The organism is Rossellomorea pakistanensis (assembly GCF_016908495.1).
Lineage (GTDB): Bacteria > Bacillota > Bacilli > Bacillales > Bacillaceae_B > Rossellomorea > Rossellomorea pakistanensis.
In genome coordinates, this window is sequence record NZ_JAFBDZ010000001.1 from 544,629 (window position 1) to 557,631 (window position 13,003).

General features: G+C 34.9%; 10 protein-coding genes and 1 riboswitch. Of the genes, 2 read left to right on the top strand and 8 right to left on the bottom strand.

The features are described 5' to 3' along the window. Positions 1-346 precede the first annotated feature (346 nt). Positions 347-997, top strand: coding sequence for an MtnX-like HAD-IB family phosphatase (locus JOC86_RS02670; protein ID WP_205168221.1), 651 nt, complete (start codon positions 347-349; stop codon positions 995-997). 69 nt (positions 998-1,066) lie between these two features. On the opposite strand, the gene JOC86_RS02675 is transcribed toward JOC86_RS02670, so the two are convergent. Both JOC86_RS02675 and speD read right to left on the bottom strand, forming a co-directional pair. Next, complete coding sequence (locus JOC86_RS02675) at positions 1,067-2,545, bottom strand: MDR family MFS transporter (protein WP_205168222.1); 1,479 nt, start codon at positions 2,543-2,545, stop codon at positions 1,067-1,069. Between the two features lie 164 nt (positions 2,546-2,709). After that, a complete protein-coding gene (speD, locus tag JOC86_RS02680; protein WP_205168223.1) occupies positions 2,710-3,528 on the bottom strand; it encodes an adenosylmethionine decarboxylase in 819 nt (272 codons plus the stop codon). Positions 3,529-3,733: 205 nt separating this feature from the next. On the opposite strand from speD, the gene JOC86_RS02685 reads away from it, so the two are divergent. Beyond that, entirely contained in the window at positions 3,734-4,867 is a 1,134-nt protein-coding gene (locus JOC86_RS02685; RefSeq protein ID WP_205168224.1) for a CAP domain-containing protein, read from the top strand. Between the two features lie 47 nt (positions 4,868-4,914). Here JOC86_RS02685 and JOC86_RS02690 read toward each other — a convergent pair whose 3' ends face one another. The 6 genes from JOC86_RS02690 to JOC86_RS02715 all read right to left on the bottom strand — a co-directional run bounded on the left by JOC86_RS02690 (position 4,915) and on the right by JOC86_RS02715 (position 12,738). After that, the gene (locus JOC86_RS02690; RefSeq protein WP_205168225.1) at positions 4,915-5,640 is read right to left on the bottom strand and encodes a DsbA family oxidoreductase; all 726 of its coding nucleotides are present in this window, start codon (positions 5,638-5,640) and stop codon (positions 4,915-4,917) included. A gap of 87 nt (positions 5,641-5,727) precedes the next feature. Then, complete coding sequence (locus JOC86_RS02695; protein ID WP_205168226.1) at positions 5,728-8,304, bottom strand: helicase-related protein; 2,577 nt, start codon at positions 8,302-8,304, stop codon at positions 5,728-5,730. A 744-nt stretch (positions 8,305-9,048) separates the two neighbouring features. Next, the gene (locus JOC86_RS02700; RefSeq protein ID WP_205168227.1) at positions 9,049-10,152 is read right to left on the bottom strand and encodes an iron-containing alcohol dehydrogenase family protein; all 1,104 of its coding nucleotides are present in this window, start codon (positions 10,150-10,152) and stop codon (positions 9,049-9,051) included. A 73-nt stretch (positions 10,153-10,225) separates the two neighbouring features. After that, complete coding sequence (locus tag JOC86_RS02705; RefSeq protein WP_205168228.1) at positions 10,226-11,047, bottom strand: MetQ/NlpA family ABC transporter substrate-binding protein; 822 nt, start codon at positions 11,045-11,047, stop codon at positions 10,226-10,228. 19 nt (positions 11,048-11,066) lie between these two features. Further along, on the bottom strand, positions 11,067-11,735 hold the full coding sequence (locus JOC86_RS02710; protein WP_205168229.1) for a methionine ABC transporter permease MetI: 669 nt from the start codon (positions 11,733-11,735) through the stop codon (positions 11,067-11,069). Further along, positions 11,725-12,738 (bottom strand): methionine ABC transporter ATP-binding protein, encoded by a 1,014-nt coding sequence (locus tag JOC86_RS02715; RefSeq protein ID WP_205169998.1) that lies wholly within the window; start codon positions 12,736-12,738, stop codon positions 11,725-11,727. Before JOC86_RS02715 ends, JOC86_RS02710 begins: the two co-directional genes overlap by 11 nt. A 70-nt stretch (positions 12,739-12,808) precedes the next feature. Beyond that, positions 12,809-12,915: riboswitch (SAM riboswitch) on the bottom strand. Positions 12,916-13,003 lie beyond the last annotated feature (88 nt).

Sequence of the window (13,003 nt, forward strand, 5' to 3'; positions counted from 1 at the left end):
TTTATGATTTCTTGCTAAAAATTTAAAAACCTCCAGTAATGAACAATTATTAACAAAACCTTTACATAAAAGAATAGAACAATCTATAAAATAGACTGTATTCGTATAAACTTTTGTCAGAAGTGAGAGATTGGACTAAGAAGCAATTGGAGATTTATCCATTGCTTTAGTATAAGACCTTCAACTTGTAAAAAATCAATAATCTTCACGAAATGAGTCATAAAATATCGGAAATCATTTTTTCATAACAATTCTTTTAGTTAATTATGATACGATCTTATTATATTAAATTAGTTCTTCACTCGCATTTATTTGCTACATAAATTTTTACCTGGAGGGTGACACAATGAAAAGATGGGCATTTGTTTCTGATTTCGATGGAACTATCTCCAAAAAGGACTTTTATTGGATCGTGATTGAAAAATATTTTCAAGAAGGTCATAGTCTTTTTAAGCAATGGAAAGAGGGAGATATAAAGGATATTGACTTTTTAGCGACGGTGTTCAAATCAATAAATCAAAACGAAGACCAAATTATTGCTGATATTCTTCAAATCCCTATTGATGAATATGTCCCAAGCTTTATTAGGAATGTACAGAAAAACGGCGGTGATTTTTTTATCTTAAGTGCGGGAACGGATTATTATATTCAGTACGTATTGAATAAATATGCTGTTGAAAATGTTCCTGTATTTTCGAATCAAGGTTTCTTCCATAAGAACAATATTCACATGAACATCGATGATCAGCATGTCCACTTTTCAGAACGGTATGGGATTGATAAGACGAAAATTATCAAACAGCTTAAAGAGGAGTATGAGTTCGTTTGCTTTATTGGAGATAGTGAACCTGATTCACATCCGGCTGTATTTTCTGATATGACATTTGCAATCGGCACTCTTCAGGATTTATTGAAGGAAAAGGGAATTACTTTTATCCCCGTAAATAATTTTAAAGAGGTTGAAAAGCATTTAATTAATATGGAAATTATGACATAAAATTTAAAGACCAAAGAAAGGCTTACCTATTAGAGTAGCCCCTCTTTGGTCCATATTTTTCTATATCCATCATGTTTCATTCATATTTGACGGATCCTTAATATCTTCTGGGGTTGCTTTTTTTACAAATAAGGCGATAAGTAAACCAATAACCGCAAACCCAAATGCAATTATATAGACAAGCTCGACACCTGCTACGAGTGATTGATTAATGGTATCTGGATTACTAGGAGTAGCTGAACTTTCTAAATATTGCTGTTGTCTCCCTGTCATAATACTAATGAATACAGAAACCCCAATGGCACCAGAAACCGGTTGTAATGTATTCATAATTGCTGTGCCATGAGGATATAAACGTTTTGGAAGCTGGTTTAATCCATTTGTTTGTGCCGGCATCATCATCGCTGAGATCGAGAGCATAAGTAGAATATAGCTTAAAATGATAAACCAGAGGGGTGTTTCCATATCAATTCTGGTTAATGCAAATAATGTACCTGTTAATACAATAGATGCAGGTATGATTAATTTTCTTGGTCCAATTTTATCAAAAAGCTTCCCCATTACCGGTGACATCAAGCCGTTCAATATTGCACCTGGAAGTAAGATCAACCCTGCCGTTGCCGCTGAAAGAGCCAAAGGTCCTTGCATATACATCGGCAAAATGATTTCCGAAGAAAACATTGCCATGATGATAATCACAAATAACACGGCTGCAAGTGTAAACATGGGATACTTAAATACTCTTACATCAAGCATTGGTTCAGTTAACTTTAATTGTCTTAACACAAAGAAAATAAGAGAAATGACACCGCCAATAATAAAGATTAAAACTGTCGGGTCTAAAAAGCCTGCTTCCTTTTCTCCTGCAAAACTAAAGCCTAGAACTACTCCACCGAATCCAATAGTGGATAATAGAATCGAAGGGAAATCAATCTTAGGCTTACTCACTTCCCCTACATTCTTCAAGTACTTAAATGCAAAAAGAATGGAGAATAATGCAAATGGAATGACTGTGATAAATAAGTATCGCCAACCTAAATGTTCAACAATAATTCCCGATAATGTTGGTCCAATTGCAGGTGCAAACATGATCACCAAGCCAATCGTCCCCATAACGGCTCCTCTTCGCTCCGGTGGAAAAATCAACAAAAACGTATTAAAGATAATTGGAACTAACAGACCCGTCCCCACTGCTTGTAGTACTCTTCCTGTTAGAAGAATGGAAAACGTCGGTGCCATAGCACAAATCAATGTCCCTATGGTAAAAACAGTCATTGTGCCAATAAACATCTGTCGGGTGGTAAAGGATTGAAGCATTAATGCGGATATTGGTGTTAAAATCCCCATTACTAGCATAAAACCTGTTGCCATCCACTGTACGGTTGTTGCTGACACACTAAACTTCTCCATTAAGGTTGTCAAAGCTATATTTAATAAAGTTTCGTTAAGTATCGCAAAAAATGCTCCAATAATTAGTGAGATCATCACAGGTTTCACATTGAAGCTTGGATCATCAGCTAAAAATTCATATGTATTTTTTTCGCTCATTATTTTCTCCTTATTTTTTGTTTTTTTACCTCTTTTTAACATCCTATATCTTACTAGATGTAGTCATTAATATAAAGTAATGTGATTACTATTTAGGGTTTTTATTTTTTAATTAAAAAACTAAAAGACCCTTCACACATTCGGAAGGGCTTCATCTCAAATTCTCACGAGTGTCGCTTCATATTTTTCCCATAAAATATTTCATCCATTTCAATTTTTAATTTGTTCGTTATATTATCCATCTCACGTGAATCTAATTTCTCCTTTGAATATCCAAACAGATAATTATTCAGATCAAATTCTTTTAATTTACATTTTGTATGGAAAATGTTTTGTGGATAAACATTGACATCAATCATATCGTAATCATCCTTTAATTTTTCAGGAATATAATTTTGAATAGAATTAATGTCATGATCAATAAACAGTTTGTGCCCATTAATATCCCTTGTAAAACCACGTACCCGATAATCCATTGTCATGATATCAGTATCAAATGAATGAATAAGATAATGAAGTGCTTTAAGAGGTGATATTTCTCCACATGTCGAGACATCAATATCGGCTCTAAATGTACTAATTCCTTCGTATGGATGATATTCAGGATAGGTATGTACGGTAATATGACTTTTATCTAAGTGCATGGTCACTGCTTCAGGGAGTGGACCAGGTGATTCATCGAAAGATTCTTCTGTAGGGACTTCCAAAATTGGCCCCTCAGAAACTAATATCGTAACGCTTGCTCCTTGTGGAACATAGTCCTGTTTGGCAATATTTAAAACATGCGCCCCAATAATATCGGCTACATTTTCTAATATTTTGGTTAATCGATCAGCATTATATTGTTCGTCAATATACTCTAAGTACGCTTCTCTCTCTTCTCGTGTTTTTGTATAGCAAATATCATACATATTAAAACTCAATGATTTTGTCAGATTATTAAAACCATGTAATTGAATTCGCTCTTCTGGTGATAATTTCATTTCTCATTCCCCTTCTATATATGTATTTCGTCAATAGATGCAAGACATTTTATTTTTATGATACCCTGTCTGTTCAAGATTAAAACGGACTTCATTTCCTAAGGACATTATAGTTGGAAGGAATAACCGTTAAATATTGAAGGCACATTCCTTATTTATCTTAGACTTTTCGGTTAGAATGGTAATAAGATTGGAGGCAATAACGTTGAGGCAATTATTCGTATTAATATTGATTATCTCCATTGCATTTATTTCAAAACCCCTTTGGGAAGAACAAATAAATGATTGGGTTGATATACCTTCATTAGATTTAGCAGCTGAAAAACTAGAATCGGTTAAAGAGAATCCTGATGTTGAATTGGCAATGGATTCACTAAATAGTACTTTTCATACCCTCTTAAACAAATTAGAAAATTCATTCGAAAGTGAGAAGAAAGAGGCACCTAAAAAGAATATAGATAAACCAACTTTAGCCATCCCGACCGAACAAACATTTTCAGTTTCAAATATTGTGCTTGGATATGAAAAGGCTGAAGTAGAGGAAACAGTTGGATTACCGCAGCGCCATACAGAAAATGAATATGGTATTGATTGGTTCAGTTATCATGAAAACTATCATAATTTTATGATGGTCTCCTATAATGCTGAAAAACAAGTGAATGGTCTTTATACAAACCAAGATCTAATAGCATCTTCTATCGGAATCAAGATGGGAAGTAAGAAGGAAATTGTACAAGAGAAACTTGGTGATCCACTCACAAAGATTCGAAAAGGGTTGATCTATTATCAAATCCAAAATAATGGCGAATATGAGGTATATAAATTAGATAACAGCTATGTGACCATATTCTATGATAAACATGAAAATGATACGGTCACTGCCATTCAAATTATTAGTGAAGAACTAGAAAATAATAAAAGTAATATATATGCTGAATCAAACCAAAAATTGAAAGAAGGGTTTGAATATCAACTCTTTGATTTAACCAATTCATCAAGAGTGAATCATGATCTTCCTATTCTAACATTCAATGAGCATGTAAAGGAAACGGCTCGTAAGCATAGTTTAGATATGGCAGATCACAATTATTTCAGCCACACTAATTTACAAGGAGAATCTCCTTTTGACCGAATGCAGGAAGATGAAATCACTTTTGTTACGGCTGGTGAAAATTTAGCCTATGGACAGTATAGCAGTATTTATGCTCATGAAGGATTAATGAATAGCATGGGTCACAGAAAAAACATTCTAAAACCGGATTATGAATATCTAGGTGTAGGTGTAGCGTTTAATGCAGAATCCCAACCATATTATACAGAGAATTTCTTTTCTAATTAAGAATCACCCCCACTTCATCAAATTTGTGGGGGTTTCGATTTTTTTGATTATTCATTAGTAGGTATCTCGCAACCATCATCCGAACAAATCATACCTTCATTACTGTCTGGATTAATTGATTGTAGGATAGGCTTATTATTTTCCTCTTCCCAAACCTTAAGAATTGCGCTTTCAAACACTTCTTTTGGCTGTGCTCCTGAAATAGAGTACTTTTGGTTGATAACAAAAAACGGCACACCTGTTACTCCAATTTGACTTGCTTGGCTCTCATCATTTCGAACTTCTTTTGTAAAATCCTCGCTTTTCAGAATAGATTCTACTTCATCGCGATCTAATCCTACTTCCTCTGCTAAGTGTAAAAGCGTTCGATGGTCTCCTATATGCAAGCTATCCGTAAAGTAAGCTTTTAATAAACGTTCGGTTATTTCCACCACTTTCCCTTTCGTTTCCGCGAACTTCGTCAATCGGTGTGCATCAAGAGTATTCGTCGGAATCATTGAATCAAATTTAAAATCCAGCCCTACAGATAATGCCTGCTTCCTCAAATTTTCATTCATTTTTTTAGCTTGATCTATAGAAGTACCATACTTATTAGCTATGATTTCATGAATACTTCGATCTGTATTACGATCCGAATTTGGATCAAGCTCAAAGCTTTTAAATACAACCTCTACTTTGCTTTTATGAGGAAATGTTTCTAAAGCTTCCTCTAATCGGCGTTTTCCAATATAACAAAATGGACAGGCATAATCAGACCATACTTCAATTTTCATTGTGACCACCTCAAGGAATAAGATTTAATGTGAACAGAATATCATATTACCTCTTTCTATACTCCAAAATTGCTCGAGAACCATAGATTAATCAAAACGTCTTTGTGTTTTTTTTCTTAGACGAGAATAATGGCATGAGTCACAGATTGGAAATCTGAAGCCTGGTGGAAGTCTTCTCCCACACTTTTTGCATGATCTTGATATGCTCGATACCTCTGTACTTAAGCTTTCATGAACACCATTGGCAATGTCCTCACGTAAACGCTCCCAGTATATCGCTTCTGTTTTTCTCCCTATTCTGTATAAAAATAAGAGATGTAGACCAACAGCCTTATACGAAACCTCTTGTTGCTCAAGATTTTTATTTTTGATAATGGGTTCAGGTAATTCTTCGTCTTTGATAAGTGATTCTAAAGTATCCAGCCATTGTCTTGTTAACTCAGGCTCTTTTTTAGAGAACGGAAGATGTAGAAAACCATATAGGTCCATCATCGATAGTCTTGCTTCAATCTCAGTATCAGCGACAAGCTCATATAATTCACGTTCCTCGATTAATGATGCTTTCTTTGTTCCAAACGGACTTTCAAATTTGTCCCAAAGCTCAAAAAAATCACCTAAATTGTGCGAGTAACGCTGGAATCGCTCAAATACATGATTTGTTGGAGCAATAGCAAAGAATTGAACAGGCTCATCCTCCTGCTGAAGCAGTTTTCTCATCCGCTTGATATCTCTTGTAAAAGCAACCTTTCCAATATTGTAAATCCCTTTCCGTCCAGCACGCCCTGCAATTTGTTTAACCTCCTGAGAAGATAATGTCCTCCTTCTTGTCCCATCAAATTTCTCATTTTCCAAAAAGACAATTCTTCTTATAGGTAAATTCAACCCCATACCAATGGCATCCGTTGCCACAATCATGCTTGTTTTTCCATTAATAAATTGTTGCATCTGTCTTTTTCGTGTCTCAGGAGGCATGCTTCCATAAATCATACTGACATTATGTCCATTATTTTGAAGAATCGATGCCGTTTCAAGAACTTTTCTTCTTGAAAAACAAACAATAGCATCGCCTTTTTTCGCATGTTTAATGGAAAATTCTTTTGATTCTACTTCAAGGGGGAGCTCCCGACTATAATCATGAATCTCGATATCAGCCTCACCTAATAATCCTAAAAGCATAGGCTTAACATTATTGCTTCCAATAATATGCACTTCATTTGCATTTGCCTTAGTTATTGCTTTATACCAAGAAAAACCACGGTCCTTATCTGCTATCATTTGTGCTTCATCAATGATAATCACGTCGAAATGCTCTTTCTCATAAAACATTTCTACTGTGCTTGAAATATGACGGGCATTCGGGACTTCTTTTTCTTCTTCTCCAGTTTTCAAATTACAACTGATTCCTTCCCCGTTAAGCTTATCAAATACTTCTAAAGCTAAAAGACGTAAAGGGGCTAAGTATAATCCGCTCTCTGCTTCTTTCATTTTCGTCAATGCATGATGGGTTTTTCCTGTATTTGTTTCACCGATATGAAGGACATATCGTATATTTTTTCCTAAAGAAGGGCTGTATTCACGTCCGAAGATATCTTCGAGCATTCGAGCTTCTTCCTCTTTTTTCCGTTGTAACTCAAGAAGCTCCTCTGCTTTTCTTCGTTCACGATTTATAAGGTCCATTTTATAGATTTCTAAATGGTGGTGTTCATCAAATGGAATGGAGGAAAGTTTGATAAGATCCTCAACATACTCTTTTTCAATCATTTCAAAATAAGAACGATTTAAGCTCAATAGTTGTTCAGCAAATATCACTTGTAATTCTCTCACTGTAAGCTTATTTCCGATTACTTCTTTATACTGTCTCAGAATTTTTGAAGTGATTTCTTGCAGTATTAATTCGGGAATAAGTGTTGAAATATAGTTACTTACAAGACGTTCATACGTATAAAAATAGGTTTCATATTCCCAGTAACCTCGAGTATAGTCTAGTTTTTTATGAATCGAACCAGTTAATTCTCTCAAAAAGTCTGCTAAAACAGAATAGTCTTGATGATGGAAAGAACCTTGGTCTTCTAACTCTTCCTCAATCATAAAGGGTTCAATTCTTTGATACTTTGGTTTATTTTGAAGATCATTCATAAACTTTTTCGAAATATAATGTCTTAAATGAATATAACCAACATCATGCTTAACCTCTAAGAATTGATTAATGATTTGGAAAAGCTCCTTTTGTATCATTCGCTTAGCTTCTTCTCGTTTTTCTTTTTCCTCTCTCTGAAAGAATGTATCCCTTGCTGTTCTATATGTCTTTTCCCACTCATCCTTAAATGGAGCAATGGATTCTTCTAACCATTTATGAACAGGGAATGGTCGGTAATCCCTCATTTCATTGCGAAATAATCTGTTAATTAATTTACGGTCTACACCTTCTACCTCATAGTCCTTTTCCCGTAAAAAGGACTTCTTATCGCTTCTAGAAACATCATTTGTTACTTTATTTAACCAAACATTGACCCAGATTTGTTCAACATAATGGCCTCTTTCAGATAGATACTCTTCAATCGAAGGGCAGCTTTCTTTCTTTTCCATGAACTGATTTATATCTGCTTTTATTTTATCTTTTGTATGTTGTACGGCTTCTTCATAAAGTAATTGAAGCTTATCCATTTTGTGTCCCCTTTTTGTATAACTATCTATTTCTAAATGTAACCATAATGATAGCATATTATTTTTCCTTTAATACAATTGAGGTCTAATAAATGTGATTTCAGGCTTAATTGATAGGGGACTTTTATATAAAGAATAGATAGTCAAGGGTCAGCCAAATCATAAGATCCAAGACACGATGTCTTCTCTTTATGAAGCAAATAAAAAAGATGGAAAAAATTTAAGAAGGGTTCTTGTTTTTTGAGGTGATTCCTAAATGAATGATGAATGAATTGACACGCGTCTATCTCTCTTAGATGAGCAGTCGAAATGGCCTTCATTGAACTATTATAAAAAAGTTGGACCACTGCTGAATAATAATTCAGCCAAAACGAATCAACAAGCGACGATTTTTTTGATTTTCATATATCAAAACGAAAGGCGATTAGTCTCCATTCATTTAAAAAAGGCTATTTCCGCTAGGTTGTTGCTTTATCAACAAGAATGAAACCCGTCGTGATTAAGGTTTTGGGGCATATGTTCGTCAAAGTAATAAATATTTTACTGATATTGAATTATTTAAGATGATAATATTTGACCAAGAGCAACACAGTTTACGAAAAGAGCAAAAAAAAGTCATGGAGCTTTCCAAAAAACCAGGTGTCAGGAACCATAATTTCAATATGTAGAAGTTAATCCACAGGGACATGTTCTATATTTGGACAATCACAATGGTTCCGGACTCCTATTTGGACAGACTCATGATTACTTTATAATAATAGGATTTGTTTTAATTCTAACTATACTTTCTATGTTTGTTAGAGCATTTATAACTCTATCTTCATTAATATTTTCATCTACTAATTTTAACGAATGATTATTCATAGCATAGGTTGCTAATTGTTTTATATCTATTTCATTGGTAAGCCCGATTTCTTTAAATGATTTCGGCAGCGACAGCTTTTCATAAAATGGAAGTAACCTTTCTATTTCTGTCCATTGTTCTTCAATTGCTAGTTGAACAAGAATGCCATAAGCTACTTTTTCCCCATGTAACAAATGGTGGGTACAAGGAAATTCTGTTAAAGCATTATGAATAGCGTGTGCACCGGAAACTCGTCCGTATTCATCTCCAAATCCTCCTACCATTCCACCTAGTATCATATTAGTTTCAATAACCGAAACAAAATTTGACGTTAACTTCCTATTTTTCATATCTTCTAAACTTTTGATTCCTTTTTCAAGTAGAAGATCTTTGCATAGTCGTGCAGAGTGATGGGCAACTAATAGTGGGACGGGTGGAACATTTAGGTTACGGATCATCACATCAGCCTCATACCATTTTGCTAAAGTATCGGCAATACCAGCTTTTAAATATTTCACAGGTGATGACAAGATGACCTCGGGTTCTACTAGCACAATATCTGTACTTTGGGGATAAACTTCATAGTAAAGGAATTTTCCTTCCTTACTATATATAACACTAAGAGGAGTCCATGCGGCACATGTCGAAGCTAATGTTGGAATTAATACTGTTGGACCTTTGACTTCATGACTGACCGCTTTTGCTAAATCTAAAACCTTTCCCCCTCCAATACCGATTATGATATCAAAGTAACCTTGTTTATAAAAACGTGATATCTTTCTAATTTCTTCAAGGGAACATTCACCATTATATTCCCATTTCTCCATCAATACAGCGTTAAATTTAGGCAAATAGGCTCGAGCAGCTTCAAATGATTTTTTTCCGTGAATAACAAGAGCACGATACTTTTTTCGTTGAATAATTAATGATTCTAATTCCTGTAAGATTCCATTTCGACACTGATAAAATTGCGGTGCTCCTCTAACGGATAATTTATAATCCATAAAGATTCTCCCATCCTTTCATTTATAAAAAACTTAAAGGTTAACCGAAATAATGGTCAACCTCTAAATTGTTTTACTTTTCCTTCATCCATTTTGGTTTTCCAAACCCTTTAAATTCTTCATCAATTACCTTCTCAAATTCTTTTGATTCTACAACCTCTTTTAAATCTTTAGCAAATGTTGAATCTACATTCTTAGTGTCTACTACTACTCGATTTCGATAATCGTCAGGCATATCCTCCAGCTGGATAGCTTTTAATAAATCCATGCCAGCTGCCAGAGCATAGTTACCTGGTACGGCGGAGAGATCTACACTTTCAACGGCTCTTGGTAATTGTGCGGCTTCAATTGGTTTAAATTCAAGCTTTAATTTATTTTCTTGGACATCTTTTTCAGATACAGTTAATGGATTAGCTTCAGGATTCAATGTAATTAATTTCGCATCTTCTAAAATTTGAAAAGCTCTTGCAGCATTTGTTGGATCATTCGGAATCGCAATTTGACTTCCTTCTTCAATTTCTTCTACAGAACTGAATTTCTTTGAATAGATTCCCATTGGAGCTGTTGGAACGATAATAATCTGAGATAAATCGATGTTATGTTCTTTTGCAAAAGTTTCCATATAGATTTTATGTTGAAACAGGTTTGCATCTAAATCTCCTTGTGATAAAGCGATATTTGGCTGGATATAGTCACTAAATTCTTTTACTTCAATCGTGTACCCTTTTTCTTCCATAAGCGGCTTAATCGCTTTTGTCACCATATCGCTATATGGACCTGAAGTTGCTCCAATCACTAATTCCTTTTTATCTTCAGAGCTTGCACTGCTATTATTACATGCCCCTAATAGTCCAATGATTACTATTAATAATGATAGATAAATCCAATTTTTCATTCTGTCTTCCTCCCAAGCTTTAAGATTTTTTATCTACGAATTTTGAAATTTGATCTCCGGAAAATTGAATCAACTGCACAAGACAAATGAGTACAATAATGGTTGTCATCATTACAGTATTATCATAACGATAATATCCAAAGCGAATAGCTAGATCTCCTATTCCTCCACCTCCAACAATCCCGGCCATTGCTGAATAGGCAACAAGGCTAATAGTAGTAATGGTCACTCCTTGAACAATACCAGGTCTTGCTTCCGGAATCAGCACGTCTTTAATAATCATCCATGGTGTAGCTCCTACTGCTATAGAAGCCTCTACGACACCCTTGTCTATTTCTCTAAGGGAAGTTTCTACCAATCTTGCAAAAAACGGTATCGCTGCAACAGATAGTGAGACAGAGGCTGCTGTAGGCCCAATGGTTGTCCCGGTAACTAGTTTTGTTAATGGTAACAGAGCTACCAACAGGATAATAAAAGGAATAGATCGAACCATATTAACAACAAATGCAACAGATTCTTTCACCCACTTATTTTGTAAAAACAATCCTTTATCAGTAACAAATAATAAAATTCCAAGGGGTAATCCTACAACCAAAGCAATACCTAATGAAATACCAACCATATATAATGTTTCAAAAAAGGCTTTGTTTAATTCAGGAAGGACCGTTATAATCGATTCAGGCAACACCTCTCAACACCTCCAAGCTTTGAGTACGTACTTTTATAAATTCAATGGCCGCTTTGATTTCAGAAGGTTCTCCGGTAATTTCCATAACGAAGATCCCTAGTGGAATATCCTGTATATACTCTATCTTTCCGTGTAGAATGTTCCCTTTTACTTTAAACTTTTGAAAGACGTCAGAAACAACAGCTTCTTCGGCAATGGAACCCCTAAATTGAATCTTTATAATTTCCCCTTCTCTTCTTTCCAATACATTTTTAGGGATATCGAACTTCAGAACGGTTTCTATAAATCTTTTAGTTAATGGTTGTTTAGGTGCTGAGAAGATATCGTAGACAGAACCTTCCTCTACTACTCTTCCATCCTGCATTACTGCCATTCGGTCACAGATTTCTTTTACAACCTCCATTTCATGTGTAATTAAGACTATTGTTAAATTTAGTTTTTGATTTATTTCCTTAAGGAGCTGAAGTATGGTTTTTGTTGTGCTCGGGTCTAGAGCAGAAGTTGCTTCATCACATAGAAGTACTGTCGGATTATTCGCAAGTGCTCTTGCAATTCCAACTCTTTGTTTTTGTCCTCCACTAAGCTGTGAGGGGTAATCATTCTTTTTATCTAGTAATCCGACAAGCTTAAGTAATTCCTCTACCCTACTTTTGATTTTAGTCTTACCCTCTTCAGCAGCCTTTAATGAAAAAGCGACATTTTCCGCAACAGTTTTAGAAGAGACTAAATGGAAGTGCTGAAAAATCATCCCAATTTTTTGCCTAGCCTTTCTAAGCTCCTTCGCCTTTAGCGAAGTAAGTTCTACACCGTCCACTAACACTTTTCCAGATGTTGGTTTTTCAAGTAAGTTCAAGCAACGCAGCAGTGAACTTTTTCCCGCACCACTGTAACCAACGATGCCAAATATCTCCCCTTTTTTTATCGATAGGGATACGTCATTAACTGCTCGAATGTTCGTTCTATTGCTTTTATATTCCTTTGTTAACTGTTGGATTTCTATCAATTTAATGCACCTCTCTTCTTTAATAAACAAAAAATACCTCTTTCATCTGAAAGAGGTACCGTCATATCTTGACTTATCTTTCAGAATGAAATTCCATTCTGCAGGAAGTAGCACCGTTCCAAAAAGGAGGTTGCCGGACTTCATAGGGCCTGTTCCCTCAGTCACTCTTGATAAGTAGTATTAATTTTTAATGTTATATGCATATTATATGGAACACAAACGAGTGTCAATAAGGTTTTTTTCACCATTTTAAAAGACAGCGCTT

What these genes read in the sequence shown, in the direction of transcription:
- JOC86_RS02700 (WP_205168227.1), bottom strand. Translation starts at nt 10,152, where the DNA reads ATGGATTATAAATTATCCGTTAGAGGAGCACCGCAATTTTATCAGTGT.
- JOC86_RS02675 (WP_205168222.1), bottom strand. Translation starts at nt 2,545, where the DNA reads ATGAGCGAAAAAAATACATATGAATTTTTAGCTGATGATCCAAGCTTC.
- JOC86_RS02690 (WP_205168225.1), bottom strand. Translation starts at nt 5,640, where the DNA reads ATGAAAATTGAAGTATGGTCTGATTATGCCTGTCCATTTTGTTATATT.
- JOC86_RS02695 (WP_205168226.1), bottom strand. Translation starts at nt 8,304, where the DNA reads ATGGATAAGCTTCAATTACTTTATGAAGAAGCCGTACAACATACAAAA.
- JOC86_RS02670 (WP_205168221.1), top strand. Translation starts at nt 347, where the DNA reads ATGAAAAGATGGGCATTTGTTTCTGATTTCGATGGAACTATCTCCAAA.
- JOC86_RS02705 (WP_205168228.1), bottom strand. Translation starts at nt 11,047, where the DNA reads ATGAAAAATTGGATTTATCTATCATTATTAATAGTAATCATTGGACTA.
- speD (WP_205168223.1), bottom strand. Translation starts at nt 3,528, where the DNA reads ATGAAATTATCACCAGAAGAGCGAATTCAATTACATGGTTTTAATAAT.